This is a genomic window from Faecalibacterium sp. An122, from assembly GCF_002160895.1.
Lineage (GTDB): Bacteria > Bacillota > Clostridia > Oscillospirales > Ruminococcaceae > Faecalibacterium.
The window spans coordinates 122,066-148,400 of sequence record NZ_NFLL01000005.1 but is presented as its reverse complement, the minus strand read 5'-3'; the positions used below and the strand labels follow the sequence as shown (position 1 = coordinate 148,400).

The 26,335-nt window shown below is 63.1% G+C and carries 24 protein-coding genes; 5 read left to right on the top strand and 19 right to left on the bottom strand.

From position 1 onward, the window contains the following. Positions 1–65 precede the first annotated feature (65 nt). Both B5E67_RS05695 and B5E67_RS05690 read left to right on the top strand, forming a co-directional pair. Complete coding sequence (locus tag B5E67_RS05695) at positions 66–1,547, top strand: carbon starvation CstA family protein (protein ID WP_087248602.1); 1,482 nt, start codon at positions 66–68, stop codon at positions 1,545–1,547. Between the two features lie 130 nt (positions 1,548–1,677). After that, positions 1,678–2,688: an ATPase P gene (locus B5E67_RS05690; protein WP_087383780.1), complete on the top strand. Its 1,011-nt coding sequence runs from the start codon at positions 1,678–1,680 to the stop codon at positions 2,686–2,688. Between the two features lie 128 nt (positions 2,689–2,816). Here the strand turns inward: B5E67_RS05690 and B5E67_RS05685 are convergent, their stop codons facing one another. Continuing rightward, positions 2,817–3,350, bottom strand: coding sequence for a hypothetical protein (locus tag B5E67_RS05685; RefSeq protein ID WP_087383777.1), 534 nt, complete (start codon positions 3,348–3,350; stop codon positions 2,817–2,819). 573 nt (positions 3,351–3,923) lie between these two features. On the opposite strand from B5E67_RS05685, the gene B5E67_RS05680 reads away from it, so the two are divergent. From B5E67_RS05680 to glpK, 3 genes are all read left to right on the top strand, one after another. Next, positions 3,924–4,481, top strand: coding sequence for a TetR/AcrR family transcriptional regulator (locus B5E67_RS05680; protein ID WP_087383774.1), 558 nt, complete (start codon positions 3,924–3,926; stop codon positions 4,479–4,481). 130 nt (positions 4,482–4,611) lie between these two features. Further along, positions 4,612–6,576 (top strand): oleate hydratase, encoded by a 1,965-nt coding sequence (locus tag B5E67_RS05675; RefSeq protein WP_087383770.1) that lies wholly within the window; start codon positions 4,612–4,614, stop codon positions 6,574–6,576. A 212-nt stretch (positions 6,577–6,788) separates the two neighbouring features. Then, a complete protein-coding gene (glpK, locus tag B5E67_RS05670; protein ID WP_087248611.1) occupies positions 6,789–8,285 on the top strand; it encodes a glycerol kinase GlpK in 1,497 nt (498 codons plus the stop codon). 53 nt (positions 8,286–8,338) lie between these two features. Here the strand turns inward: glpK and B5E67_RS05665 are convergent, their stop codons facing one another. The 18 genes from B5E67_RS05665 to B5E67_RS05585 form a co-directional block, all read right to left on the bottom strand. Beyond that, complete coding sequence (locus B5E67_RS05665; RefSeq protein WP_087383767.1) at positions 8,339–9,715, bottom strand: hypothetical protein; 1,377 nt, start codon at positions 9,713–9,715, stop codon at positions 8,339–8,341. Further along, on the bottom strand, positions 9,697–10,980 hold the full coding sequence (locus B5E67_RS05660; RefSeq protein ID WP_087383764.1) for an O-antigen polymerase: 1,284 nt from the start codon (positions 10,978–10,980) through the stop codon (positions 9,697–9,699). Before B5E67_RS05660 ends, B5E67_RS05665 begins: the two co-directional genes overlap by 19 nt. An 18-nt stretch (positions 10,981–10,998) precedes the next feature. Then, positions 10,999–11,889, bottom strand: coding sequence for a hypothetical protein (locus B5E67_RS05655; protein ID WP_087383761.1), 891 nt, complete (start codon positions 11,887–11,889; stop codon positions 10,999–11,001). Beyond that, a complete protein-coding gene (locus B5E67_RS05650) occupies positions 11,855–13,063 on the bottom strand; it encodes a glycosyltransferase (RefSeq protein ID WP_087383758.1) in 1,209 nt (402 codons plus the stop codon). The genes B5E67_RS05655 and B5E67_RS05650 overlap by 35 nt, the downstream gene beginning before the upstream one ends. Next, positions 13,060–14,094, bottom strand: a complete 1,035-nt coding sequence (locus tag B5E67_RS05645; protein WP_087383754.1) for an aldolase catalytic domain-containing protein — start codon at positions 14,092–14,094, stop codon at positions 13,060–13,062. Before B5E67_RS05645 ends, B5E67_RS05650 begins: the two co-directional genes overlap by 4 nt. 1 nt (position 14,095) lies before the next feature. After that, positions 14,096–14,764 carry an acylneuraminate cytidylyltransferase family protein gene (locus tag B5E67_RS05640; protein WP_087383751.1) on the bottom strand — a complete coding sequence of 223 codons (669 nt, stop codon included), beginning with the start codon at positions 14,762–14,764 and terminating at the stop codon, positions 14,096–14,098. A gap of 17 nt (positions 14,765–14,781) precedes the next feature. Next, a complete protein-coding gene (locus tag B5E67_RS05635; RefSeq protein ID WP_087383750.1) occupies positions 14,782–15,609 on the bottom strand; it encodes a 6-hydroxymethylpterin diphosphokinase MptE-like protein in 828 nt (275 codons plus the stop codon). A gap of 22 nt (positions 15,610–15,631) precedes the next feature. After that, positions 15,632–16,705, bottom strand: coding sequence for a glycosyltransferase (locus B5E67_RS05630; RefSeq protein ID WP_087383747.1), 1,074 nt, complete (start codon positions 16,703–16,705; stop codon positions 15,632–15,634). A 13-nt stretch (positions 16,706–16,718) separates the two neighbouring features. After that, complete coding sequence (locus tag B5E67_RS05625) at positions 16,719–17,384, bottom strand: sugar transferase (protein WP_087383744.1); 666 nt, start codon at positions 17,382–17,384, stop codon at positions 16,719–16,721. A 207-nt stretch (positions 17,385–17,591) separates the two neighbouring features. Then, on the bottom strand, positions 17,592–18,320 hold the full coding sequence (locus B5E67_RS05620; protein WP_087367525.1) for a hypothetical protein: 729 nt from the start codon (positions 18,318–18,320) through the stop codon (positions 17,592–17,594). Between the two features lie 3 nt (positions 18,321–18,323). Continuing rightward, complete coding sequence (locus tag B5E67_RS05615) at positions 18,324–19,064, bottom strand: CpsD/CapB family tyrosine-protein kinase (RefSeq protein WP_158098855.1); 741 nt, start codon at positions 19,062–19,064, stop codon at positions 18,324–18,326. Beyond that, on the bottom strand, positions 19,061–19,828 hold the full coding sequence (locus tag B5E67_RS05610) for a Wzz/FepE/Etk N-terminal domain-containing protein (RefSeq protein ID WP_087383739.1): 768 nt from the start codon (positions 19,826–19,828) through the stop codon (positions 19,061–19,063). The genes B5E67_RS05615 and B5E67_RS05610 overlap by 4 nt, the downstream gene beginning before the upstream one ends. A 22-nt stretch (positions 19,829–19,850) precedes the next feature. Further along, positions 19,851–20,864, bottom strand: coding sequence for an LCP family protein (locus tag B5E67_RS15585; protein WP_158098854.1), 1,014 nt, complete (start codon positions 20,862–20,864; stop codon positions 19,851–19,853). Then, entirely contained in the window at positions 20,861–21,592 is a 732-nt protein-coding gene (locus tag B5E67_RS15580; protein WP_158098853.1) for a CpsB/CapC family capsule biosynthesis tyrosine phosphatase, read from the bottom strand. The genes B5E67_RS15585 and B5E67_RS15580 overlap by 4 nt, the downstream gene beginning before the upstream one ends. A 106-nt stretch (positions 21,593–21,698) precedes the next feature. Beyond that, positions 21,699–22,880 (bottom strand): site-specific integrase, encoded by a 1,182-nt coding sequence (locus B5E67_RS05600; RefSeq protein ID WP_087383734.1) that lies wholly within the window; start codon positions 22,878–22,880, stop codon positions 21,699–21,701. 383 nt (positions 22,881–23,263) lie between these two features. Further along, positions 23,264–24,370 (bottom strand): aldo/keto reductase, encoded by a 1,107-nt coding sequence (locus B5E67_RS05595; protein ID WP_087383731.1) that lies wholly within the window; start codon positions 24,368–24,370, stop codon positions 23,264–23,266. A 270-nt stretch (positions 24,371–24,640) separates the two neighbouring features. Continuing rightward, positions 24,641–25,450 (bottom strand): gluconate 5-dehydrogenase, encoded by an 810-nt coding sequence (locus tag B5E67_RS05590; protein WP_087383727.1) that lies wholly within the window; start codon positions 25,448–25,450, stop codon positions 24,641–24,643. Between the two features lie 78 nt (positions 25,451–25,528). Beyond that, the gene (locus B5E67_RS05585; protein WP_087383724.1) at positions 25,529–26,329 is read right to left on the bottom strand and encodes a carbohydrate-binding protein; all 801 of its coding nucleotides are present in this window, start codon (positions 26,327–26,329) and stop codon (positions 25,529–25,531) included. Between the last annotated feature and the right edge of the window lie 6 nt (positions 26,330–26,335).

Below are 26,335 nucleotides of genomic sequence, written 5' to 3'. Positions count from 1 at the left end.
TGGAGCGGCTGGATTGCGGCAGGCATCCAGCCTGGCAAGAAATCATACAAATAGGAGGAATCTTTATGGTAAGTTTTCTGCTCTGCCTGGCTCTGCTGATCATCGGCTACCTGACCTACGGCAAGGTCGTCGATAACACCTTTGGGCCGGATGACCGGGAAACTCCCGCTGTCCGCATCAACGACGGCGTCGACTACGTCGTTATGCCCCAGTGGAAACTGTTCCTGGTTCAGCTGCTGAACATCGCGGGCCTTGGCCCCATCTTCGGCGCAATGCAGGGTGCCCTGTGGGGCCCTGTGGTTTTCCTGTGGATCACCTTCGGCACCATCTTTGCCGGCGGCGTCCACGACTACTTCTCGGGCATGCTGTCTGAGCGCAACGAAGGCGCTTCCATCTCCGAGATCTGCGGCATCTACCTGGGCAACGGCATGAAGACCGTCATGCGTATCTTCAGCGTGGTGCTGCTGGTCATGGTTGGCACCGTCTTTGCCGTCGGCCCCGCCGGCCTGATCGTCACTCTGTTCAAGAACGGCGGCGTCACCGGTCTGCTGGCCAACACCGAAGTGTGGCTGTGGATCATCCTGGCCTACTACTTCATCGCCACCTTCCTGTCCATCGACAAGATCATCGGCAAGATTTATCCCGTCTTTGGTATCTGCCTGATCGTGATGGCCGTGGGCGTTGCCATCGGCATCTTCACCAACTCCAACTACGTCATTCCTGAGCTGTGGACCCACTTCTACAACATGGAGCCCACCGGCAAGCCCATCTGGAGCTTCATGTTCATCACCGTCGCCTGCGGCGCTATCTCCGGTTTCCACGCCACCCAGTCGCCTCTGATGGCCCGCTGCATGAAGTCGGAGCGTCAGGGCCACATGGTGTTCTATGGCGCCATGGTCTGTGAGGGCATCATCGCTCTGATCTGGGCCGCCGCCGGCTGCTCCATCTACGAAGTCACCAACGGTCTGAACACCGGTCTGCAGGCTTCCCTGGCCAACGGCCAGTCCGCCGCCATCTACGACGTCTGCGCCAAGACCATGGGCGGCATCGGCGTGGCTCTGGCCATGCTGGGCGTCATCGCCTGCCCCATCACCTCGGGCGACACCGCATTCCGCAGCGCTCGTCTGACCCTGGCCGACTGGTTCAAGCTGGACCAGGAGGGCTTCAAGAACCGTCTGATCCTCTGTGTGCCTCTGCTGCTGGTGGGCGCCTTCGTCGGTCACCTGGACTACTCCATCGTCTGGCGTTACTTCAGCTGGACCAACCAGACCCTGGCCATGATCGTTCTGTGGGCTGCCAGCATGTACCTGTTCCAGCAGAAGAAGAACTACTGGATCACCGCTGTTCCCGCCACCTTCATGAGCGCCGTGTCGGCCACCTACTTCCTGCTGGGCAATGAGTGCCTGGGCCAGTTCCTGAACACCAAGGACGCCTCCGGCGCCGTCGTTTACAACACCGCCGTGGCTTACCCCGTGGGCATCATCTTCGCCGTCCTGCTGCTGGCCATCTTCATCCACGCCACCAAGAAGCAGCCCGCCAAGAAGTAACCCCTTCTGCCCGGCCTGGCATACGTAAAATTCACCCTTCCTGCCAGCCGCTGACCTCCAACAGCGGCTGGCAGGTTTTTTATCAAACATCAAACAAGCGGCGTCCCCGGACGCCCGGAGGTTGCATCCTATGATCTTCAAACCCGTACAGCTGGGCCGCGAGGCCCTGGACCCCCAAACCCTGGCCGCAGACAAAAAGAACTGCCGCCGCATCGGCCCCTGCGGCGTGGGCGACAAGGCTTTGTATCTCAACAGCTTTTACCTGGACCGCCGGTATTACGTCACCTATCCCTCCATCACCCGGGCCTTCAAGCGGGTGGCCATGAGCCGGGGCGGCTTCACCCAGAAAGGCGTGTTTGCGTCCATCCCCTATCTGGTGGTTCAGTACGACAACGGCAAAGAGAAACAATGCAACTTCAAGTATGAGGAGCAGGTGGACCAGCTGCTGGACTGCCTGGCCAAGACCCATCCCGAAATCAAGCGGGTCAGCGCCGCCGCCGAGGAGCGGCTGGCCCAGCGGGAGCGGGAACGGGCCGCCCGCAAAAAGCCCAACCTCTCCCCCGAGGCCCAGAAGAGCATCCGCACCCTGGAGCAGGCCTCCGACTATCTGACCCAAAAGCCCGAGCTGGCCCAGGAGCTGAGCCTGTCGGCCAAGCGCAAGCGGGCCTACCTGTGCAGCAAGCCCAGCTACCGCTGGGTAGCCCTGGCCATCACCCTGCTGGGCGTGGCCTCCCTGATCTTTGGCGTGACCCTCTTTGCCCAGGGCAGCGGCAGCTTTGGCGCCTACTTTGCCCTGTTCGGCCTGGCGGCCATCTTCATGTTCTCGGGCGCCAGCGTCCTGCCCACCGCCCAGAACAACAAAAAAGTGGTGATGGGCCGGGCTGACCGGGCCCTCCAGGCCATGGAGGACTATCTGCGGAATTACGACAGCTTCCCGGTGCCCGCCCGGTATGCCCACCCCATTGTCCTCCAGCGGATGATCCGCGTCCTGGAAGAAGGCCGGGCCGTCCATCTGCCCGAGGCTCTGGAGGCCGTCAAGCAGGAGCTGAAATCCCTGAACTCGGACGTGGAAGTGGACCAGGAGGAGTACGACGAAGTGGTGGCCATCAAGCCCATGTTCCTAAACGAAAATTATCGCTGAGCCTTTTCCTTCAAAAACCCAACCCCCGGGCCATCTAGTCCGGGGGTTGGGTTTTTATATGGATTGGGCCCGGTTGGGGCGTTCTTTTTTCTGGACCAGGCCGGCGGCCCGGTTTCTCCTGCCTTCCCTTATTCGTCTATGTACTCCACCAGAATCACCCAGACCGAACCCTTTTCGCCGCTTCCATGGGTCACGCTGATGCTTGCCATTTTAAGAAGGTTCTTTGTGATGGAAGCCTCGTCTTCTGTGATGTCTTTCAGGGCCAGCGTCGCCACGCTGCCGGAGGACAGGTCCCCATCGTATACGTAAAGATAGGCTTTCTCTTCCTCCTGACCGCCCCCCTGACCGTCCCCCTGATCTTCCTCTTGATCTTCCTCCTGATTCTGATTGCCCTGCTGTGTGGACAGGATATAGGTTTCCGGGTCCTCCAGAACGATTTCCAGGAAAAGCGAGGCAGCCTCATCCAGGGAGGTACTGGAGGAAATCCGATTCTCCAGGTCCCGGCCCAGGTTCAGCACCGCAATCATCTGGTTGCGCAGGCGGGTTCCTTCGGTCAAAACAGTTTCTTCTTCGCCCTCCTGGTCCTCCGACGGTGTCCCGTTTAACTGGAGCAAATACTCGTTGGGAACCATCGTATAGCCACAGCCGCCCAGAAACAACATCGACAGAACTCCCGCCAAAAGAATTCCGGCCAAAGATCTCTTTTTCGCTTGGATGCTGCACATAAAATGGACACTCCTTTCGATCACAGAAGGACAGCTTTGCAAAAAGCCGTCTTTTGAGGTTTGTAAGCGGACATTTTATCTGAAAAGCCCGGCATCTGCTGCGCCAAAGCTTTGCATACAGCCTTTCAAACCACAAAGCCGGAGAGCTGAAAACGCGGCCCGATTGTCGCAAACTGTATCTTTTTTGCAGTAAAATCGGCGTCCGTATTGGCTATTTTCACCAAAACATAATATCATGTGCTGCGCGAGCGGGTCAATAAAAATCCCGTCATTTTTTGTCAAAAAAGCGAAGTTCTATATTGTATCTAAAGTTTGAGATAATTTTATGTTGATTTAGCACAGGAAAGCGATACTTCGCTATCCTGGCAAAGGATTTCCATGTCCTGCAGTCAAAAATCTCTCCGGAACCTCGTCCGGAAGGTGTGTCCATCGCGGGTGAAATATGGTAGAATAAAGAAAACGCGCCGGGCCGCCGCAGGCGGGCAACACTTTGCAGAAGGAGGGCACCCCATGTCCAATATCACCAAAAAAGCGCTGGAAACAGCCCTGAAAAAGCTGATGCTCCAGAAGCCGCTGGACAAAATCACCATCCGGGACATCACCGACGAGTGCGGCATCAGCCGGATGACCTTTTACTATCACTTCCAGGACATCTACGACCTGGTGGAATGGGTCTGCATCGAGGATGCCACCGCGGCCCTCCAGGGAAAAAAGACCTGCGACACCTGGCAGGAGGGCCTGACCCAGGTGTTTGAGGCGGTGCTGGAGAACAAGCCCTTTGTCCTCAACGCCTGCCGGTGCATCAGCCGGGAACAGATGGAGAATTTCCTGTTCAAAATGACCTATGGGCTGATCCGCGGGGTGGTGGATGAAAAGAGCGCCGGCGCCCCCGTCACCGAGGAACAAAAGGCCTTCATCGCGGATTTTTACAAGTACAGCTTTGTGGGGCTGATGCTGGACTGGATCAAGAAGGGAATGCACGCGGACTATCACGACCTGGTGCGGAACATCAGCCTGACCGCCCAGGGAGGCGTGGACAACGCCATCCGGAATTTTTCCAGAGCATGACCCTTACAAAGGGCCTCCGATGCACAAAAATCACTCATACGAGGTCCTTTGTAGATAGCGGGCAGGGCCACGGTATGGTAAGATCATGCCATCCTCTAAACAAGCACCTGCAAGAAAGGATGGTTCTGCCATGACCAAGAAAATTTCTCCCCTGACCGCGGCGGCGCTGGGGGCAGCCGGAGCCGGCGCAGCCCTGGCCCTGACCCGCAAATATCAACAGAAAAACCACGCTGCAGCAGCCCGTCCGGCTGTGCCGGCCAGCGGTTACCGCAACACCGAGCGGGGCAAACAGCACCCCAACAGCAAGGGGATTTACTATTCCAACGGAAACTATGAAGCATTCGCCCGGCCCGAAAAGCCCGCCGGCGTAGACGATAAAAACGCATGGATTGTGGGCAGCGGTCTGGCCTCTCTGGCGGCGGCCTGCTTCCTGGTGCGGGACGGCCAGATGCCCGGCTCCCACATTCACATTCTGGAAGCCATGGACGTGGCGGGCGGCGCCTGCGACGGCATCCTGGACCCCTCCCGCGGCTATGTGATGCGGGGCGGCCGGGAGATGGAAAACCATTTCGAGTGCCTGTGGGACCTGTTCCGGTCCATTCCCTCTCTGGACACCCCGGGGGCCTCGGTGCTGGATGAGTTCTACTGGCTCAACAAGCACGACCCCAACTACTCCCTCTGCCGGGCCACCGTCAACCGCGGCCAGGACGCCCACACCGACGGCCGGTTCAACCTGAGCCAGAAGGCCATCATGGAGATCGTCAAGCTGTTCATGACCCCTGACGAGGACCTCTACGACAAGACCATCGAGGATGTCTTTGACGACGAGGTGTTTGACTCCACCTTCTGGCTGTACTGGCGCACCATGTTCGCCTTTGAGAACTGGCACAGCGCCCTGGAGATGAAGCTGTATTTCCAGCGTTTCATCCACCACATCGCCGGCCTGCCCGACTTCAGCGCCCTCAAGTTCACCCGCTACAACCAGTACGAATCCCTGATCCTGCCCATGCAGAAGTATCTGGAGGAGGCCGGGGTGGACTTCCGCTTCGGCACCGAGGTGACCAATGTCCTGTTTGAGCACCGGGGCGGCAAAAAGATTGCCACCGCCATCGAGTGCCGTGTCAACGGCAAGGAACAGGGCATCCCCCTCACCGAGAAGGACCTGGTGTTTGTGACCAACGGCAGCTGCACCGAGGGCACCATCTACGGCGATCAGGACCACGCCCCCAACGGGGACGCCGAGGTCCGCACCAGCGGCTGCTGGAGCCTGTGGAAGAACATTGCCCGTCAGGACCCGTCTTTCGGCCACCCCGAAAAGTTCTGCTCCGATATCTCCCGGACCAACTGGGAGTCGGCCACCATCACCACCCTGGACGACAAGATTCTCCCCTATATCTCGGCCATCTGCAAGCGGGACCCCCGCAGCGGCCAGGTGGTCACCGGCGGCATTGTCAGCTGCCAGGATTCCAAGTGGCTGATGAGCTGGACCATCAACCGTCAGGGCCAGTTCAAGGCCCAGGATCCCGAAAAGGTCTGCGTCTGGGTGTACGGCCTGTTCACCGACGTTCCCGGCGACTACGTCCACAAGCCCATGAAGGACTGCACCGGCCGCGAGATCACCGAGGAATGGCTGTACCATCTGGGTGTGCCGGTGGACCAGATTCCCCAGCTGGCCGCTGAAAGCGCCGTCTGCGTCCCCACCATGATGCCCTATATCACCGCTTTCTTCATGCCCCGGGCCAAGGGCGACCGTCCCGACGTGATTCCCGACGGCTGCGTCAACTTTGCTTTCCTGGGCCAGTTCGCCGATACCCCCCGGGATACCGTTTTCACCACCGAGTACTCGGTCCGCACCGCCATGGAGGCGGTCTACGGCCTGCTGGGCGTGGACCGCGGCGTCCCCGAGGTGTGGGGCAGCGTCTATGACATCCGCGCCCTGCTGGACAGCGCCGTCTGCCTGATGGACGGCCGTTCTCCGCTGGATGTGGCCCCCTTCTCGGCCGCCAAAAAGCCCCTGCTCCACTTCATCCAGGGCACCGTCCTGGAAAAGCTGCTGCGGGACCACGGCATCCTCCAGGAAACTCCCCAGCGCTGATTTCCTTTTACCATCTCCTCCTTCCAAGAGACCCGCATTGCAACAGGCAGACCCCGGACGCCCCCACAGGCGCCCGGGGTTTTGCTTTTGGATGGAAAAGCCGGGAAGGGATTGTAAAAGAGCCGAGAGTTTAGTATAATTTGTACAATAGTTGTTTTGTGCAAAGCGCGATTTTGTGCGCAGACTGCAAAGATAAATAAAGGAGGGTCTCCATGGCCTACGTCATGGCACTGGACGCCGGAACCACCTCCAACCGGTGCATCCTGTTCAACCAAGCGGGGGAAATGTGCAGCGTCGCCCAAAAGGAATTCACCCAGTACTTTCCCAAACCCGGCTGGGTGGAGCACGACGCCAACGAAATCTGGACCACCCAGCTGGGCGTGGCTCTGTCCGCCATGAACCAGATCGGCGCCACCGCCAAGGACATTGCCGCCATCGGCATCACCAACCAGCGGGAAACCACCATTGTGTGGGACCGGGACACCGGCGAGCCGGTGTATCATGCCATCGTGTGGCAGTGCCGGCGGACCAGCGCCTACTGCGACGAGCTGAAAGCCCGGGGCCTGACCGAGAAGTTCCGTCAAAAGACCGGCCTGGTCATCGACGCCTATTTCTCCGGCACCAAGCTGAAATGGATTCTGGACAACGTCCCCGGCGCCCGGGAAAAGGCCGAGGCCGGACAGCTTTTGTTCGGCACGGTGGAAACCTGGCTGATCTGGAAGCTCACCTGCGGCAAAATCCACGTCACCGACTATTCCAACGCCAGCCGCACCATGCTGTTCAACATCCATACCCTGGACTGGGACGACGAGATCCTGGCCGAACTGAACATCCCACGGTGCATGCTGCCCCAGCCCATGCCCTCCAGCCAGTTTTACGACTACGCCGACCCCATGCACTTCGGCGGGGCCATCAAGATCGCTGGAGCGGCCGGCGACCAGCAGGCCGCCCTGTTCGGTCAGACCTGCTTTGCCCCCGGCGACGCCAAAAACACCTTCGGCACCGGCGGCTTCATGCTAATGAACACCGGCAGCCGCCCGGTGTTCTCCCAGAACGGCCTGGTCACCACCATCGCCTGGGGCATCAACGGCACCGTCAGCTACGCTCTGGAGGGGTCCATCTTTGTGGCCGGAGCCGCCATCCAGTGGCTGCGGGATGAGCTGCGCCTGCTGGAAGAGGCCCGGGACTCGGAATACATGGCCAACAAGGTCCCCGACACCAACGGCTGCTATGTGGTGCCGGCCTTCACCGGCCTGGGTGCCCCCCACTGGGACCAGTACGCCCGGGGCACCATTGTGGGCCTGACCCGGGGCTGCAACAAGTACCATATCATCCGGGCCACCCTGGACAGCCTGTGCTATCAGGTCAACGATGTCCTTCACGCCATGGAGGCTGACTCGGGCATCCCCATGACCAGCCTGCGGGTGGACGGCGGAGCCTCCGCCAACAATTACCTGCTCCAGACCATGGCCGACATCAGCAACGTGCCGGTTCTCCGGCCCCGCTGCCTGGAAACCACCGCCCTGGGCGCCGCCTACCTGGCGGGTCTGGCGGTGGGCTACTGGTCCTCTCCCCAGGAGGTGGCCAAGAACTGGTCGGTGGACTGCACCTTCCGTCCCAATATCCCCGAAGAACAGCGGGCCAAGCGCCTGCGGGGCTGGAACAAAGCCGTCCGCTGCGCCTACCACTGGGCCCTGGACGAGGAATAAATCCCAACACACAAAAACCGCCCCTTCTGCGCCGCAGAGGGAGCGGTTTGTTTTTATGCCCGGGCGCGGCCCAGACGGAGGGCCCGGCCTACGGCCAGAACGGTCATCAGGGGCATCATCCCCCACCAGGGCAGCAGCTGGCTGGCCGCCAGAAAGGTCCCCGCCAGCAGCAGGTCCCGCCGGTCGTAGCCCCGGCCGGGCAGGTCCAGCGCCCGGTGCAGGACCCGGTCGGCCAGAACGCTGCGGAGGGCAATGGCCGCCACCATCCCGTACACCACCCAGAGGATTTCATCCATCACCCAGGCCCCTGCCAGCGCAAAGCCCAGGCTCACCAGGATGGTGACCAGGTTGATGTGCAGCAGCTGGTTCTGGCGGTTCAGAACTTTCAGGAAGGTGTTGCCCAGCAGGTTCATCTTGCAGTCAAAGTAGCAGACGGGCAGCACCAGGGCCAGATATTTCAGGCTCTCCCGGTAGTCCGGCAGCCACAGCTCCAGCAACGCCCGGCCGGGCAGATACAGCACATACATCCAGGGCAGCAGCAGATACAGCCCGTCCTCCAGCTTTTGGCTGTAGGCGGCCAGCTCCTGCCCCGACACCCGCCGCAGGGCCGGAAACAGCACCATGCTGATCTGGGACAGGAAGGTCAGTGCAAAATTGATGAGGGTCAACGAGAAGGAAATCTGCCCGAAGGCCAGCACACCCCACCGCCAGTCCACCACCTGACGCCCCACCCCCAGCACCAGCATGGCGCAGAGGTTGGAGAGCATCAGGCTCAGACCCACGGCGGCGCTGCGGCGGCATTCCGCCGCCCCCAGGCGCAGATCCAGCCGCGCGCCCCGGAACTCCCCCCGGATGCGCACCGCCAGATAGGCCAGCCCCAGCCCGCAGGCCCCGATGTAGAGAGGGATCAGGGCAAAGACCCCCGCCGCCCCGGCGGCCAGCAGGAGGCACTGTCCTCCCAGATACACCAGTTTGTTCAGGATCAGGGAGCGGGAATAGACGTCCGTCTCTCCCCGGGCCTGAAAGAGATAACTCAGATGGTTGTGGCAGGAGTAGAGCCAGAAATACACCAGCACCGCCAGCAGGATGGCCCGGCGGCGCAGGTCCGCCACCGCCAGAGAAACCACCCCGCCAAGAGCTGCCGCCAGCGCCAGCTGAAAGGCCGCCCCCACCCAGAACTGACTGCGCAGGACGGCGGGGTCCAGTTCTTCCCGGGTCTTGCCGCCCCAGCGCAGATACACCCCGTCGTTGAGACCCAGAGCCAGACAGGGTATGTAGGTGGCATAAAACACAAAGAGCTGCCACCAGCTGAAATCCTCCGCCCCCAGCACCCGGGGCAAAATCAGGTTGGTGACGCTGCCCACCGCCAGGGCCACCCCCTGGGCGGCGAAGGCATAGGAGAAATTCCGTTTCAGAGAGGATTCCTGCATGGCGCGTCCCCTTTCTTTCGGATCAGGAGAAGGTAGAGGAAAACCAGCAGCCCCAGCCGGATTCCAAAGCCGAAGGACACCACGCTGGCGAAAAAGGAATTGGAAATGGGGTAAAACACCACGCAGTAATACACCATGGCCCAAACCAGAATCCCCAGATGAGACCGGCGCTTTTTCTGGTACTCATAGTAGAAGCAGAACACCACCGAAAAAACGGTGTGCAGCAGGTACATTCCCGCCATGCCGAAGTCGTAGTGATAGTCCCGCAGGGCGGTGTAGATGTTGCCCACCGACACACCGCCGCTCTGGCGGAATTCATGGTGGATGTAGTAATAGGGGATGTCCAACAGCCCCAGCTTCCGCAGGCCGTTGTTGAGGGCGTAGAAGGTCTCCTTGCCCCAGATGCCGGAGGGTGCGGGCGGGTCTTTCAGATAGAGGTCCAGACCCGGAATGCCTCCGCCGGCATAGTGGGTGATGTACTCCACCACCGTCTGGTCCGACTGGCGGCCCACCAGGGCCTTGACGGCGTAAAAGCCATAGAGGACCGCCAGCGCCGCCATCATGACCCAGAACAGAGTTTTCAGCCGGACCCCGCGGGGCCCGCCCGAGCGCAGCATATACCACAGCACCGCCCCGGCCACCACCATGGTCATGGCCGAAAACCGCCCGCCGGTCAGCAGGCTCACCGTCACGCAGGCGGCCAGCACGGCGGCGTTCAAGGCCAGATGCAGCCTGCCCAGACGGCGGCCAAACCAGATCAGATGAAACAGATACAGAAAGGCGATCACCGCCGAGGCATTCAGCATCTGGCGGACCCAGCCGGGCAGCTGGTCGGCCAGATCGACGCCGTAGGCGTTTTTGGCCCGGAAAATCACCATGGCGCTGGCGAAGGACCCGCCTCCACCGATCCGGCGGATCTGGGCCAGCATCACCACCAGCACCACCCCCAGGGCGGCCAGCAGGCCCGCCGACACCCACACCGGGATGGGGGTGGCCCGGCCGCTCCATGGCTGGACCCGCACCCGCTGAAAACACCCGTGGGCCCAGATGTTCACTCCCACCGTGATGGACAGGGCGCTCACAATCACCCCCACCGTCCGAGGGGCCAGATCCAGCTGCCAGTAAGACGCATTGTAGAGGGCGCTGGCACAGCTGAAGACAAAGGCCAGACACAGCATGGTGCCGGGGGCAAAGAAGTCCCGGCCGCACAGGCCGTAGCTCACCAGGGTGAGCAGCACCAGGGCGGCAAGCAAAAGATAGATCATGGTCCTTCCCTCCGGTTTTCAGGTAGCAAAGCGGTCCACCCAGGCTTTCAGGCCGTAGGCGTCCCGGCAGGCCTCGTCCGGCCCCTGCCAGGGCCGGGCCAGAAAATCCCCCAGAGCGCCGGGGTCGTCCTGGCCCCAGACAAAGACCCATCCCGGGTGGTAGAAGTCCCGGGTCTTGATGTCGGGGCTGGTGGTCAGCAGTTTTCTGCGGTAGAACAAAGCCTCCAGAGGCCGCAGGGTCAGCCCCGCCTGGCCGGCGCAGGGGCAGTCCACCACCACCCGGGAGGCGGCGATTTCCGCCACAATCTCCCGGTAGGACAGCCGGGGGCTGTTGACCCCCACAATGCAGAACCGGGTCCGGCATCCGGCCTCCTGCAGGGCCTGTTCCATCTGGGCCAGCAGCGGGCCGCGGCCCTTGTCCTGTCCCACAAAAAACACGTCCTGCCGGATGGCCTGAGGCCCGCCGGAGTCCCGCGGAATATAGAACTGGGGATTGTACCGCATTCCATAGGCGGCGCAGTCCGCCGGGTCAAAGGACCACACTTCACAGGCCGACCGGTCCAGAGCGTCAGGGGAAAGGGTGGCCGCCACAGGGTTGCGGTACCAGACAATCACCCGCTTGCGGGGGTAACGCTGTTTGAGATACCGCACCACGTTGGGAGTATTCCCCGCGTCGGCCAGGACGATGGTATCGTAGTCCCCCGCCGCGCGGGTCCAGTCCCCCAGCCAGAGTTCCCGGCCCGGCAGGTTTAACGAGAGGTGCGCCTTGCGGGCCGCCCGGATGGCCCGGCCGGTCCACTGCCCTCTCAGCATGGGCAGAAACAGGATGCCGTCCCGCTCAGCGCCGTCCAGGCCGTACTGCTCATAGAGGCTGTCAATCAGGACAAGAGTTTTGGGTTGTGTCATCATGGAGAAACCTCTGGTAAAACTCGTTTCTGGCCCGGTCCAGGGTCCGGCATTCAAAGGCGCGGGCCGCCTCCAGGCTGCGCCGGGCCTCGGCGGCCCGGACGCCGGGGTCGGCCAGCCGTTCCAGGACGGCGGCAATCCCCGCCGGGTCCCTCCGCCCAAAGAGGCAGGCCGGGCTGGCCAGCTCGGGGTTTCCTCCCACCCGGCTGCAGGCCACCGGCACCGCCCGGCTCATGGCCTCCGCAATGGACCGGCACAGCCCCTCGCTGTCGCTGGGGTGGACGTAGATGTCCAGCCCGTCGTACCAGTTGTTCATCCGCTCCCGGGGCAGGCTGCCCAGAATCTCCACCTGGTCCGCCACCCCCAGCTTTTGGGCCAGGGCCAGCAGTTCCCTGCCCGACCCGGACCCCGCCAGCTGATAGCGGAAGCGGGTGTTCCCCTTCCGGCGCAGCAGGGCCAGGGCTTCTATTACCCACCGCTGGCCCTTAAAGGCCACGTCCAGAAAGCCCGCGGTGCCCAGCACCAGGGCGTCCTGCCCGGCCTGGATTTTCTCCAGCCGGGCCGCCAGCACCTTTTCGTCCAGCGGGGCCAGTTCCACGTCGGAACAGCCCAGACTCCGGCCGCGGCAGGGATACCGCTTTTGGAGGGCCTGCCGGGTCACATACACCGCCCAGGGGGCCCGCCGGACCAGGGCTCGGCACCGCATTTCCCGCCAGGGGGCAAGCATCTTGCCCCGGAGGCTGTGGTACCAGCTGCCCTCCCAGGCAAAGCCGGTCACCTCCACCAGGTAAGGCCGCCGGTACCGCCGGCAGCAGGCCAACGCGGTGTTGGTGTAAAAGTTCCCCGGCGAGCGGACAATCACCCGGTCGGCCTCCCGGACTGCCTGGGCGATGGCCCGCCGCACCTGGCGGCGACAGCGGGGGTTCAGCAGCCGGGTTCCCGGACGGTAGAGGTCGGGCAGGGCCAGACAGGTCATCCGGCTGGTGTCGCAGCGGTTGAACCGCTCCATGGCCTCCCGGGGCGGATAGACTTTGTCCTCCCGCCGCAGCAGCACCGTCAGGTCCCCCCATTCCCGATACCGCGCCCACACTGCCTCACTGAAATTGGAGTCGGTGTACAATCCCCCGTCGGCGTCGTATTTCCACCGGGACCCGCCCTGCACAAACAGGATCTTCACAGGGCCCGTCCTTTCTGCTCGGTCCGGTAAGCCCGGTACAGCTCCTCGATGTAGTCGGGGTCAAACATCCGCCTTTTCTCCGGGTCCATCCCCGCCAGAATCTCATCCATCTCCCGGGCGGTGAGGGTCTTTTTTCCCTCCAGATAACTGCCGTAGTCGGGGTGGGCCTGATGGGACGCTGACAGGTAGTGGGCCGCCGAATACCCCCAGGGATTCTGGCGGTAAAAGTCCAGCACCACCCCGTCCAGAATGTCCAGCAGAGGGCCCATCCGGTAGGAGGCCCCGGCCCGGTCGTTGAGATAGCGGGCAAACAGCTCGGTGTTCAGGTTTCCGGCGCCCCGGCCCATGCCGTAGACCGAGCTGTCCACAATCAGGTCCCGGGGGCTGTTCTGCTCCACCAGGGCCTGAGCATTGGCAAAGGCCAGCTGCAAATTGTTGTGGGGGTGGAAGCCGATCTTCACCGCCGGGTCCAGATGGGTTTCCGCCAGCCGGAACAGCCGCAGCAGGTCGCCCCGCTGGAGGGTGCCGAAGCTGTCCACGATGTAAAAGGCATAGGGCTGCAGCCCATTGACCCGGGCGATCAGGTCCAGAAATTCCCCTTCGGTATAGCTCACCGACACCATGGGCTGGACAAACACCTGATATCCCTTCTCCCGGACGGTGCGGCAGGCCTCCAGCGCAGCCCGCCGGTCCTTTTTGTGGAAAGCCACCCGGATGCCCTGGATGGGGGCCTCCGCCTGGGGCGGCAGCCGGCTGAAATCGTATTTGCCGTAGTCGGCCAGGGCCACATACCGGGCCCGGCCGGCAGCCCGGCCCCGGGGCAGAATGGCCCCGATCTGTTCCGGATGGGTGAAGCGGGTGACGTCGGGGTGATGGAGCACCCGGTCCAGCAGAAAGCCGCACTCGATGATTTCCACCCCGGCGGCCGCCAGCCCGGCGGTGATTCGGCGCTGGTTGTCCAGCCCGAAACGGCAGTCGTTGCAGTAGCCTCCGTCCCGGAGGGTGCAGTCCAGCATCTGAATGGTTCCCATCTCACTCCACCCCCTGTCCCGGCAGATAGCCGCAGCGGTAGAGGGCGTCGGCGATGCGGAAATCCTCCGCCTCGTCGATGTCTACCGCCTCGATCTGGCTCACTTCCACCAGATAAGGCCGCTGGCCCACCCGGCGGCCCATCTGGGTGATGACCTCCCGGGTGTAGATATAAAAGCCGCTGGTCTCCTGATAGAGGGGCGGCAGGTCCTGGGTGCGGGGGATGCAGGCGGGGTCATAGTTCCAGGGCCGGCCGTCCTTCCACAGGAAGTCCTGGACTTTCCGGGCCGCAAAGGCCGAGTCGTATTCCCCGCTGCGGACGGCTTCCAGCCCTCTGCGGAGGGACGCCGCCCCGATGAAAGGGGCGGTGGCGTGGGTCATCAGGTAGCAGTCGGCCTCCACATCCCGGGCAAAGGCGGCCAGAACCTGGGTCATGCTGGCGGTGTCCCGGTCCAGGTCGGGGGACCGGCGCAGAAACTCCACCCCCGGCGGCAGAAAGGTCTGGATGTCCGGGTCGCTGCAGTAGACGTAGACCCGGTCCAGCTCGGGCAGGGTCAGCAGGGTGGACAGGACATACCAGCACAGGGGTTTGCCCCCGGTGAAGGGCCTGGTGTTTTTATGGGGAAGGCGGTGGTTGTTCCGCTTGATGGGGACAACGGCAACGGTGGTCATAGGCAAAGGTTCTCCTTTCAGACGATTTCCTCCAGGGGGATGCGGGGATAGGCTTCCAGCATCCCGCCCCGGGTACAGTTGACGACCCGGACGCCCCGGGCCTGGGCGAACCGCCGGAAGGCGGCGTGGGCCTGCAGCATTTTATCCCCCATGACGGCGGCCTTGGGGTCATGGTAGCCGTAGGGCAGAAAATGGCTTTTGGGCTGGTTGTAGTTGCAGTCGCACCCCAGCAGGTAAATCTCCCGAAAGCCCATATAGCAGGCCATCTGCAAAGCCGAGAAGGTCACCGAATAGCCGTCGCAGACGCAGCTGTAGCAGTCCTCCGAAAAGCGAAACTCCCCCCAGCCCTTCCGGTGGAACATCTTGTGGTCCAGCTCATGGAGGGGGAACGCCCGGAACCGCTCCGGCACCGGGTAAGCCGCTGCAATCTGCCCGCTGACCCAAATTTCGGGCAGCTGGCTGCCCGCATCCCCGGCCAGCAGGGGCGCCAGCTTCTGGTAGACATACCGGTCCTGTATCATGTAGACGTCCGGCCGCCAGGCGGTGTTCTCCCAGGCCAGCAGACAGGAATTCATGCTGAAACTGTACTCCCCCCGGATGCGGTCCAGGTCTTCCATGGTGAGGCTGGGGCCGGTGGCCACCACAAAGCACCGCTGCCCTGCAAAGCGGCCCCGCTGGCTTCGAATCCACTCATACCGGGGGTCGTGGGCTCCGGCGCGGCGGGCGTCCGCCTGCCGCTGGGCCTGCCGGTATTGAGCCGCCAGCACCGGCCAGGCCGCCACCCGGGCGGCGGCGTCCAGAAGGGGGTTTTGTTTGGCTTTTTGCAGCAGGGTCTGCTCCCTCATGGCTGCCTCCTTCCCCGGCGGTTCAGCCGGTGCACTTCTCGTAAATCTTCTGGTAGGCCCGGGCCATGGACTGGGCGTTGTAGGTCTCCAGAATTTCCCGCCGGGCCTGCTGGATCAGCGGGCCGGTCCGGCGCTGCTGGGCCTGCCGGATGGCCCGGACATAGTCCTCCACCTCATGGCAGACAAAGCCGTTTTCCCCGGTGCGGATAACGTCCCCGCCGGCGGCGTCGCTGACCACACAGGTTTTCTCCAGATACATGGATTCCAGCAGGCTCATGGGCAGACCCTCCCACCGGGAGGTGAGGAGAAATACATCCCCTTCCATGGCCCGGCGGAGGGCTTCTTCCCGGCCCACCCAGCCGGTGACTTCGATGTTGGGGGCGGTGAGGCGGTCCCGCAGCTCCCCATCCCCCACCCAGACAAACCGCAGGTCGGGCATGGCCCGAGCGATTGCCTCAAACCGTTCGGGGCCCTTCTGGGTGCAGATGCGGCCCAGGGTGTAGACGGTGAAGGGCCGGCCGGACCGGGCGGAGGGCTGGACCCGGTTCATCATGTGGTGCAGCTCCTCCACGTCGATGCCGTTGGGGACCCAGGCCGACCGCCGGGTCAGCCGGAGGCTCTCCCGGTGTTCCCCCGCCCCGCAGCTGATGGTGGTGCACCGCCGCCGGGCGCAGACCGCCTCGATGGTGCGGTAGAGTTCCCGCTTGAGGGGGCTGCAGTCCTCCATCAAAAAGCTGTAGCCGTGGGGAGTGTAAAAGAGCGGGGTTTTCTTTCCGCTCCAGGCCAGGCGGCCCAGGGCCCCGGCCTTGCTGCTGTGGAGGTGGATCAGGTCGGGCCGGATGGCCCGGGCCAGGCGCCGCAGCTCCCGCAGGGCTTCCAGGTCCCGGGCGGGGCGGATCTCCCGGCAAAAGCTCTCCACCTCCACCAGATGAATCCGCCGGTCAAACCGCGCCCGGAAGTCGGGCGGGGTCTCGGGCCGCAGCCCATAAGCGAGATAGAGGTCGTACACCTCCGCCAGCCGGTTGGCCAGCTCCACCACATAGGTAAAGACGCCGCCGCCCATGGCCTCCACGACCCAGAGAAGTTTTTTCTGCATGGTATTTCTCCTTTCAGGCGCCGTACATCCGCAGCACCGCGCCCACGGTGCGGAAGAGAATCTTCCAGTCCTGGCAAAAGCTCCGCTCCTGTATGTATTGGAGGTCCAACTCCACCCACTGGGCAAAGCTGAGTTGGTTGCGGTGGGGAGCAATCTGCCAGTAGCATGTGAGCCCGGGGGTCACATAGAGGCGCTGGCGCTCATAGTCGGTGTACTGGGCCGCCTCCCGGGGCAGGGCCGGCCGGGGCCCCACAAGGCTCATGTCGCTTTTCAGGACGTTCACCAGCTGGGGCAGCTCGTCCAGGCCGGTCCGCCGCAGAAACCGCCCCACCCGGGTGATGCGGGGGTCGTCCCGTATCTTAAAGACCGGGCCATCCATCTCGTTCTGATCCAGCACCTCGTTCAGCCGGGCCTCGGCCCCCGGCACCATGGACCGGAACTTGTAAAACCGGAAAATCCTTCCGTCCCGGCCCACCCGGTCCTGGACGAAAATGGGGCTGGCTCCCGGGCTGTCCAGCCAAATCACCAGAGCCACCGCCCCCATCAGGGGCCACAGCACCGCCAGGGCCCCCGCCGATAAAATTACATCCTGGGTCCGGCGTCCCATCCAATACCGGCGCTTGCCGTCCAGCACCTTGCGCCGGTCCAGCCAGCGGCCGCCGGGCGGCGGGGCCGGCATCCTCTGCGCGGAAAATTGTTTGTCTGTCCTGGGTGTCACAGCACTCCCCCCTTTTCCTTTCTCTGCCGAATCTGGCAAAATCCTGCAAAAGGAAGAAGGCTGCCCTCCCCCGCGCCGTCCGCGGTGAGAAAGCAGCCTTCGATGTCCTTTTCATCGGGACAGTGCCTCAGGGCCGGCTGACCGCGCCCCGGGGCGCCGCCCTCAACATCAAGCCTGGGCGCGGGCCATCAGCATGACCGGGCCGGAGGTGGTAACGGACAGATAGACGGCGCCGCCCGACACGCGGACCGGCACAATGCGGGAGTTGCCGGCGCGGTCCCAGCAGATGGCCACCATCTGGGTGCCGTCGGTGACGCCAGGCACGGCGATGGCCACATCCACGCTGCCGCCCTGGGCGATGGCATTGGCGGCGCCCAGCGAGGCGGCAATGTCATACAGGGCGATGGGGCTGTAGCTGTCGGCCGAAGCGCCCACCGTGGACTCAAAGGCAGCCGCTGCCGCAGGGGCCGTGGCGGCCAGCAGGCCGCTGACCGATTCCGCCTCGGTGACCTTCTGATACAGGCTGTTCAGCTGGCCGTTGGCGGCGTAGGACAGGCCGCTGGAGGTGGCCTGGCCCGACAGCTGCTGTGCCGACAGGCCGGTGGCGTTCAGGGCAGCGTTGGCGGCCAGGGTGGCCGACACCGGGGTCACCTGGATGATGACATCCTGCGAGGACTCCACCTGCACCGCCGAGCCGGTGGCCGGGTCGATGGACGGCTTCGAGGAGACGGTGATGGACGTGCCGGTGCTGGTAGAGACGGAAGGCTGGGTGACCCCCACCTCGCTCTGGGTGCGGCTGGGATACCACTCCACCGCCAGCACCTGGCTGCCCATGGCCACGGCAATGGCTGCCGCCACCGATGCGCTGGCCAGATTTCGGACCAACTTGTTGTTCATGATTTACGTACCTCCATTGGGTGATTTATTGTGCGAATGACCCCGGCCGTAGCCGTAGTCACTGCTACCGTAATAACGCTGGTAGTAGGCGCTGGCCCGGCTGCCGGTGTCGGCCCGATTGAGAACCATCCCCAGCAGGGGGGTCTCGGTCCGTTTGAGCAGCTGGGCCGAGTGCTCCACCAGCTTGCGGGGGGTGCTGCCGCTGCGCACCACCAGGACGCTGCCGTCGCAGTGGCGGGCGATGTTCAAGCCGTCCGCCACACTGCACAGGGGCGGCGTGTCAATCAGTATGTAGGCAAAGCGCTGGGCGCAGTACTCCACCATCCGGGCAAACTGGGGGCTTTCCAGCAGGATGGTGGGGTTGGCGATGGTGGACGCCACCGGGATCATATAACCATTTGGAATATTGGTCTTGTAGATCACATCCTGGATCTCCGCTTTGCCCGCCAGATAGTGGGCGGCGCTGAGGAGTTTTTCCTGGCTGGCGCTGCGGATGCCGTATTTGCGGCGCATTTCCGAGTTGCGGAAGTCGCAGTCGATGAGGAGCACCGGCGTCCCCACCAGGGCCATCTGCCGCCACAGCTGGATGGTCAGAAAGCTCTTGCCCTCGTTGGGGACGCTGCTGGTCATCATGACGGTGCGAATCCCGTCGCCGCAAAAGCCCAGATTGATCCGCAGCTGGTTGAGGGCCTCGGCCGCCGCAAAGGGCAGCTCGGGCATGGAATGGATTTTCAGCTCTTTCATATCGCTTCCTTTCGTCGGAACCATCTCCGCTTGGCTCCGGCTTCCCCGGGCTCCGACTCAGGGATGGTGGCCAGCGGCTGTACCCCAAAGTGCCGGGCCATGTCATCGGGGGTCACAAAGGTATCGTTCAGCAGGTGACGGCCCAGCAGCACCCCGCAGCACAGCACAGCGCCCAGCACCCCGCCCAGCAGCAGATTGTACAGATAGCTGGGGCTGGCCTTTTGGGTGGGGACGATGGCCTCCTCCACCAGGTTGGGCTCCTGGGTCTCCATGATCTGGGGCAGGTACACCCGGGCCAGAGACACCAGCTCATTGGCGATGGAGGCGGCCTGCTGGGGGTCGGGGCTGGAGACGGTGATCTTGAGGATGCGGGTGTCGGAGGCGTTGGTGATGCGGATCATCTCCTCCAGATCCCGGGTGGTCATCCCCTCCAGGTCCAGACGGTCGATGACGTCCTCCAGCAAGGGGCGGCTGCGCATCAGTTCCTGATAGTCCGCCGTCAGCTGGGAGCCGATCTGCAGGTCGGTGAGGTTGACCACCGAATTGTTGGAGGCGGACACAATGTACAAACTGGAGGTGGCTTCGTACAGCGGGGTGATGAAAAACCGGGTGATGACCAGGGCGGCGGCCGCGCCGGCGGCCAGACAGCCCAGAATCACCCAGATGTGCCCCCACAGCAGATAGAACAGCTCCACCAGGTCGATTTCCTCCCGGGGAGCGCCCCATGCCGCCGGGGCTTCGTTGAGGGCTTCGTGATGTTCCATAACGCGCAATGTCTCCTGAATCTCAGATTTCCTGATAGAACAGCTGCAGAATGGTCTTTTGCAGGCTGTCCTCGTCCAGATAGTAGGCCCAGTATCCGTCCTCCACCGTGTTTTCGCCGTCGATGGTCAGTACCGGGAGCTGGGCATACTGCTGCAGGCGGCCGGCAATCTGGGCCGCCCGTCCGCTGGGAATATCGGTGATGATATAGTCGGCCGCCTCCTCGTAGGCCTCCACCACAAAGGAGGGGTCCATCTGGCGTGCCTTCTCCTCAAAGGCCCGGAGAAACTGGCGCTGGCGCTCCATGCGGGCCAGATTGGTCTGGTCGTCCACGTTCTGGCGGGTGTGGACGTATTCCAGGGCCTGTTCCCCGTTGAGGGTGAGGGTCTGGCCTTCCACCAGGGTGGGGTCCACCGCCGACAGGTCTGAGGTGACCGTCAGGGTCACCCCGCCCACCAGATCCACCAGCACCCCCACGCCCCCCATGGTGAGGGACACATACCCGTCGATGGGCTGGTCCCCCAGCAGCATGGACACCGCCCGGACGTTGTTCTCGCAGCTCTGTTCCCGGCCGTTGCCGTAGGCGTGGGCCAGGGCGATCTGCTGGCGGATGGTATAGGGCACGGTGCCCATCATGCTCAGCACCGGCACCTCCACCATGCTGTCCCGGTTGATCTGGAGCATCTGCCAGGTGCGGGCATCGTGGTCCAGCACCAGCAGAATCTGGGCGTCGGCCTGGCCGCCCGCAATATAGCTCTGGGTGCCCACCGCCTTGCCCATCACGTCGATGCCCAGAAACAGATAGCTCTCCACATTCTTTTTCTGGCGGTAGGTGCGGCCCTCCACCGTCATCTCCTCCAGATAGACGGGGGTGCGGTGGTCGCTGCCGGTGCTTCCGGCCGGAGCGGCGGCGTCCGTCTGATCCCAGCGCTGGAGGGCATAGCCCCCGCAGCCAAGAGCAGCCAGAGCCAGGGCGGCCGCTCCCGCCGCCCGGCAAAAGTCCCGCCGGCTGACCCGGCGGTCACGGTAATCTTTCATGGATTTGCAGCACAGACAGCCGGCTGGAGCAGGGTTTCCGCGTTCCGGTCCAGCCGGGTCAAAAAGCCCGCCCCCAGTTTCTGGGCGGCTGTCCTTCTTCCTTCCTGGAGATTTGGCACCCGGTGGGTGAGATTGTGGCAGTCGCTGGCCAGCAGAGGGAACCGGGCTTCCCGCAGCAGTTCCACCGCCAGACGGCGGGTCCGCCAGGACAAAAGCGCCCCGGCATTCACCTGCAAAGCCACCGGCAGCTGTTCCAGCTGGCGGATGCGTTCCCGGTTGCCCTTGAACCCGCAAAACCGCTCGGGGTGAGCCAGCACCACCCGAAAGCCCCGGTCCAGCACCAAAGCCGCCACCTCCTCCACCTGAAAGTCGTTCCAGATGGAGAAAGGCATTTCCAGCAAAAGAGTGCGGGTGCCCTGGATGCAGAGGCGGTCCAGGTCGGGGCATTCGCTGATCCCTGAGAAAAAGGCCGTCTCTGCCGCCGGCAGCAGCCGGGGCAGGTCCCGGGTGAGAACCGGCCGCAGGCTGTTCAGGGCCTCCTCCCGCCGCCGGCAGAAGGCGTCGATTTTCTCCCGGCTGGCGTAATAGTGGGAGGTACAGCATACGGTGCCGATGCCCTGTTCCGCCTGGCGGCGCAGCATCCCCAGCGAGACCGCCGTGTCGGGGCTGCCGTCGTCCATGCCGGGCAGAACATGGCAGTGGATGTCCGCCAGCTTTTCCGTATCCATTGCAGCCCCTCCTTTCCTCTGGTATACTGGGCCTGTACTCCCGGCTTTTCCGCCTCCGGCGGGGGCCGGAAAGGATCTTCCATCTGGAAAATGAAAGCTCACCGCCTCAAAGCCCGGCTGCCGCCGGGCTTTTTTCGTTTGGCCTGCCCTTTATGGACCCCTTTGGGCTCCGGCCGGGCAGCGAAAAAATCCGGTTCATCTCCCGCCGCATCCGGCCCAGATTGGAGTGCACATAGCGTTTCAGGGTGATGTTGGCGTCGGTGTGGCCCAGAATCTCGCTGAGGGTCTTGATGTCGCATCCCGCCTGCAGGCAGGTGGTGGCAAAGGTATGCCGCAGCAGATGGGGGTGAACCTTCCGCACCGCCGCCCGCCGCAGATAACCCTGGATGCTCTTGCGGTAGCACCGGGGCTCTACCGGCCGGCCGGTATTCCCTGACAAAAACCAGCTGTCGGCCCCGGCCTCCCGGCCCAGCTCGGCCAGAAAAGACAGCAGGCTGCGGGGGATGGGGATTTCCCGGCCCGAGCTGCGGGTTTTGGGGGTTTGGATCACCAGCCGGGTGTGCCCATCGGGGCCGTAAATCCGGCTCACCGTCCGGCGCACCGTCAAAAGGCCGGCTTCCAGATCAAAGTCTCCCCACTGCAGCCCGCAGACCTCCCCGATCCGCAGGCCCAGCTCCATCTGGAGCAGCAGCCCCACCCTGCGTGGGGTGGGGCGTTCCAGCACAAATTCCCGCACCCGGGCCTGTTCCGAGCTGGAAAGAGGCTCGGCGGTCCGGGTCTGGGCCTGAGGCAGTTTGACGCAGATTTCCATGGGGCGGATCAGCCGCAGATGGGCCGCATATTTGCAGATGCGGCGCAGCATCACCAGACATTCCCGGGCCGAGGAGGACCCCAGAGGCCGGTGGCTGCCGTCCGCCGGGTCCAGCACCCGCAGCATCCCCTGTTCCAGGGCCTGTTCGTCCAGGGACAGCAGTTCCGCCTCTCCAAAGACCGGCAGCAGATAGCGCTGGAGGGTATAGCGGTAGTGGGCCAGGGTGGATTCCTTGACCCCGCATCCAATGGAAGCCAGCCACTGCCAGGCCAGCTGTCCAAACCGCATCCGCCGCCCCGACAGCTGATACAGCCCGCACTCTGCCTTTCGGCGGATCAGTTCCTGCCGGACTTCGGCGTAGCTGGAGCCGTACACCGACCCCCAAACGGCTTTCCGGTCGGGGGTGCGGGCTTTGATATACCGGCCCTCCCAGCGGCCGTCCTTTCGTCTGCGGATGTTTTCGCCATGTTTTGCCATTTCAGGACCCTCCTTCGGTCTGGGCTGCGCGCCCCTGCACAGAAAGCACAATTTGCCGGCGGCGCGGCGGCAGTTTTTGCGGCAGATTGTCCAGCGCAGGAAAATTCATGTCCCTAAATGGAAAATCCATCCAAGTTTACCGTATTCCTTCCTATTGCAACCGCCCGGCCGGCATGATAGAATAGCAGGGCAATTGGCCCGGCTTTGAGCGTGGATCCTCCATTTTCCAGATGGAGGATCTTTTTCTTTCCCGCCCGGCTACAGTATGCCCCGCCCCTGCCTTCCTACATACCAGACCCTCGAAAACCGTTTTTCCGCAAACAAAAAAGCTGCTCCCCCATCTGCTTTCGCAGACAGGGGAACAGCTCTCGCTATCGAAAAAGTTACTCCAGAATTTCAGCGCACTTGCGCAGCCACTCAATCACCGGCAGGTGCTGGGGGCAGGCCCCTTCGCACTGGCCGCAGCCGATGCAGTCCGACGCCTTGCCCCGGCCTTCCACCGCCCGGGCGTAGGCCTCCCGGGCCTGATCGGGCTCGTTGCGGGCCAGCTGCTTGTTGGCGGCCGAAAAGACCTTGGGGATGAAGATCTGGCGGGGGCAGCCGTTCACGCAGTAGCCGCAGCCGGTGCAGGGAATGGCAGCCGAATGGGCCAGAATCTGCTGAGCCCGGGCCACCGCGTCCCGCTCGGCCTGGTCCACCGGCCCGAACTGGGTGAAGGTGGCCAGGTTGTCCTCCATCTGGGCCAGGTTGGACATGCCCGACAGCACCGCCAGAACGCCGTCCAGGCTGGCGGCAAACCGCAGCGCCCAGGACGCATAGGACATGCCGGGCCGGGTCTGGTCAAACAGGTCCTTGATCTCCTGAGGCGGGTCGGCCAGAGCTCCGCCCTTCACCGGCTCCATGATGACGATCTGCTTGCCGTGGGCCCGGGCAATCCGGTAGTTTTCCCCCGAGGTGACCTCGGGGTTATCCCAGTCGGCATAGTTGATTTGGAGCTGAACGAAATCCACATCCGGATGTTCGGTGAGCAGCTTGTCCAGCAGGGCGGGGGTGCCGTGGAAGGAGAACCCATAGTGCCGGATGCGGCCTCTGGCCTTTTCCTCCTTCACAAAGTCCCACAGACCCCAGGCGTCGTATTTTTTGGCGTTGGAGTCCTGCAGGGCGTGGAGCAGGTAGTAGTCAAAGTATCCTGCGCCGGTGCGCTCCAGGCTCTGTTCCAGTTCGCTGCGGGCGTCCGCCGCGTCCTTGGCTACCCGGGCGTTCAGCTTGGTGGCCAGGGTGTAGCTGTCCCGGGGATGGCGCTCCACCAGGGCTTTCCGGGTGGCTTCCTCGCTGCCCGGGTAGACATAAGCGGTGTCAAAGTAGGTAAAACCCGCCGCCAGGAAGGCGTCCACCATCCGGCTGGTCTGGGCCACGTCGATTTCCTCGCCCACCTTGGGCAGGCGCATCAGGCCAAACCCCAGAGGCGCATGGTTTGCCGCTGTGTTCATCTGTCTCATCCTTTCCATTGCCCCGCCGGGCCCGGCCGGCCGCGGGCTTTCTGGCATCAGTATAACACACCGGCCCCGGGATGGAAATGGGTTCGGACAAAATGCGCGGCGAGAGCTTTTTCGGCTTTTTCGAGAAAAAGCCTGGCAAAAAGCTTTTCAGACCAGCGCCCGCCTGCGCGGGCGCTGTAACTTTCATTCAAGGGCGAAAAAAGGGCCGGGCCCCGAAAACCAGGGCCCGGCGCTTTTATGTGAATGGGAGAGAATGGCTTATTACTGGGGCTGCTTGCCAATATAGGCCAGGATGCCGCCGTCCACATACAGGATGTGGCCGTTGATGAAGTTGGAAGCATCCGAAGCCAGGAAGACAGCGGGTCCGCCCAGATCCTCAGCCTCGCCCCAGCGGCCGGCCGGAGTCTTGGCGATGATGAACTGGTCGAAGGGATGACGGCTGCCGTCGGGCTGGATCTCACGCAGGGGTGCGGTCTGCGGAGTGGCGATGTAGCCAGGTCCAATGCCGTTGCACTGGATGTTGTAAGCGCCGTACTCGGAGGCAATGTTCTTGGTCAGCATCTTCAAGCCGCCCTTGGCTGCTGCATAGGCCGAAACGGTCTCGCGGCCCAGCTCGCTCATCATGGAGCAGATGTTGATGATCTTGCCGCCGCCCTGAGCGATCATGTCGGGGATCACAGCCTTGGACACGATGAAGGGAGCGTTCAGGTCCACGTCGATGACCTGGCGGAACTGCTCTGCGGTCATGTCGCACATGGGGATGCGCTTGATGATGCCGGCGTTGTTCACCAGAATGTTGATGTGGCCCACTTCCTCGGTGATCTTCTTCACCATCTCGTTGACGGCGCTCTCATTGGTGACGTCGCAGACGTAGCCGTGAGCGTTGATGCCGGCCTCCTTGTAGGCGGCCAGGCCCTTGTCCACCAGCTCCTGCTTGATGTCGTTGAACACGATGGTGGCGCCGCAGTTGGCCATAGCGGTAGCGATGGCGAAGCCGATGCCGTAGGATGCGCCGGTGATCAGCGCCACTTTGCCGGTCAGGTCAAAGGATTTCTGGGTGCAAACAGACATTGTGCAAAACCTCCTTAAAATGATGCAGATGTGTATCCAATCGCCAGGTCGGCGTGGGATTTGTGCCAGCCTCAGCTCTTACGGCCGGGCGGGAGCGGACGAGTCCTGTCCGTATACTTCCAGCTGGGTCAGGGCCGGGAAGGGGGACGGGTCGTCGGCTTTGATCAGGCTGCCCAGCTTGAGCCAGGTAATGCCGGAGCGAGCAATGGCGAACCGGTGGGGCTCGCTGCTCTTTTCCATCTCCACCTGCTCCTGGGTACCGTCCGAGAAGGTGAAGGTGCCCCGAATCCACCAGTTGTCATGGGGGAAGTCGGCGCGGGTGTACAGTACGATGGTGTCAAAGTCCACCGGGCGGCCAAACTCCAAAGTCAGCTCGGCGTCATCCTGCCGGTTGATGCCCCAGGAAGAATAGGGCCAACGGCCATGGGAGGACACCGCCGCCACCCCGTCGATGGCGTTGCGGGCGGCAAACACCGACTCGCCACGGGTTTCCACATTGGCTCTGGCGTGAGGGTAGCAGCCCTCCACGTCGTGCTGGTCAGCGGGGTTGCGGGCAAGGTTGCGATAGCCCAGCTCCCAGCTTCGGGCGGGACGCAGAGTCAGATAGTGCCGTTCGCCAGTAAAGGCCTTGGGGTTGTGGGCGTCCTTTTTTTCGTCAAACAGGACAGAATAGCGCAGGGTGTTCTGTGCCAGATACACCAGAGCCTCGTCCAGACAGTCGTCCACACGGACCATGTAATGGCCGGGCTGGTCCACTTCAAACAGGATCACGTCCCCGGGCTCATAGGCGCCGCTCCAGGCCAGAATCGCTTCCTCCCGGCCATTGGCTTCCGCCTTGCACGCGCCCTGCGCGTCCACGATACAAATTCGATTGTTCATCCTCAG

What these genes read in the sequence shown, in the direction of transcription:
- B5E67_RS05660 (WP_087383764.1), bottom strand. Translation starts at nt 10,980, where the DNA reads ATGATCTATCTTTTGCTTGCCGCCCTGGTGCTGCTCACCCTGGTGAGC.
- B5E67_RS05675 (WP_087383770.1), top strand. Translation starts at nt 4,612, where the DNA reads ATGACCAAGAAAATTTCTCCCCTGACCGCGGCGGCGCTGGGGGCAGCC.
- B5E67_RS05635 (WP_087383750.1), bottom strand. Translation starts at nt 15,609, where the DNA reads ATGAGGGAGCAGACCCTGCTGCAAAAAGCCAAACAAAACCCCCTTCTG.
- B5E67_RS05695 (WP_087248602.1), top strand. Translation starts at nt 66, where the DNA reads ATGGTAAGTTTTCTGCTCTGCCTGGCTCTGCTGATCATCGGCTACCTG.
- B5E67_RS05620 (WP_087367525.1), bottom strand. Translation starts at nt 18,320, where the DNA reads ATGAACAACAAGTTGGTCCGAAATCTGGCCAGCGCATCGGTGGCGGCA.
- B5E67_RS05585 (WP_087383724.1), bottom strand. Translation starts at nt 26,329, where the DNA reads ATGAACAATCGAATTTGTATCGTGGACGCGCAGGGCGCGTGCAAGGCG.
- B5E67_RS05615 (WP_158098855.1), bottom strand. Translation starts at nt 19,064, where the DNA reads ATGAAAGAGCTGAAAATCCATTCCATGCCCGAGCTGCCCTTTGCGGCG.
- glpK (WP_087248611.1), top strand. Translation starts at nt 6,789, where the DNA reads ATGGCCTACGTCATGGCACTGGACGCCGGAACCACCTCCAACCGGTGC.
- B5E67_RS05625 (WP_087383744.1), bottom strand. Translation starts at nt 17,384, where the DNA reads ATGCCGGCCCCGCCGCCCGGCGGCCGCTGGCTGGACCGGCGCAAGGTG.
- B5E67_RS15580 (WP_158098853.1), bottom strand. Translation starts at nt 21,592, where the DNA reads ATGGATACGGAAAAGCTGGCGGACATCCACTGCCATGTTCTGCCCGGC.
- B5E67_RS05630 (WP_087383747.1), bottom strand. Translation starts at nt 16,705, where the DNA reads ATGCAGAAAAAACTTCTCTGGGTCGTGGAGGCCATGGGCGGCGGCGTC.
- B5E67_RS15585 (WP_158098854.1), bottom strand. Translation starts at nt 20,864, where the DNA reads ATGAAAGATTACCGTGACCGCCGGGTCAGCCGGCGGGACTTTTGCCGG.
- B5E67_RS05595 (WP_087383731.1), bottom strand. Translation starts at nt 24,370, where the DNA reads ATGAACACAGCGGCAAACCATGCGCCTCTGGGGTTTGGCCTGATGCGC.
- B5E67_RS05685 (WP_087383777.1), bottom strand. Translation starts at nt 3,350, where the DNA reads ATGTTGTTTCTGGGCGGCTGTGGCTATACGATGGTTCCCAACGAGTAT.
- B5E67_RS05655 (WP_087383761.1), bottom strand. Translation starts at nt 11,889, where the DNA reads ATGATGACACAACCCAAAACTCTTGTCCTGATTGACAGCCTCTATGAG.
- B5E67_RS05640 (WP_087383751.1), bottom strand. Translation starts at nt 14,764, where the DNA reads ATGACCACCGTTGCCGTTGTCCCCATCAAGCGGAACAACCACCGCCTT.
- B5E67_RS05600 (WP_087383734.1), bottom strand. Translation starts at nt 22,880, where the DNA reads ATGGCAAAACATGGCGAAAACATCCGCAGACGAAAGGACGGCCGCTGG.
- B5E67_RS05610 (WP_087383739.1), bottom strand. Translation starts at nt 19,828, where the DNA reads ATGGAACATCACGAAGCCCTCAACGAAGCCCCGGCGGCATGGGGCGCT.
- B5E67_RS05690 (WP_087383780.1), top strand. Translation starts at nt 1,678, where the DNA reads ATGATCTTCAAACCCGTACAGCTGGGCCGCGAGGCCCTGGACCCCCAA.
- B5E67_RS05645 (WP_087383754.1), bottom strand. Translation starts at nt 14,094, where the DNA reads ATGGGAACCATTCAGATGCTGGACTGCACCCTCCGGGACGGAGGCTAC.
- B5E67_RS05665 (WP_087383767.1), bottom strand. Translation starts at nt 9,715, where the DNA reads ATGCAGGAATCCTCTCTGAAACGGAATTTCTCCTATGCCTTCGCCGCC.
- B5E67_RS05590 (WP_087383727.1), bottom strand. Translation starts at nt 25,450, where the DNA reads ATGTCTGTTTGCACCCAGAAATCCTTTGACCTGACCGGCAAAGTGGCG.
- B5E67_RS05680 (WP_087383774.1), top strand. Translation starts at nt 3,924, where the DNA reads ATGTCCAATATCACCAAAAAAGCGCTGGAAACAGCCCTGAAAAAGCTG.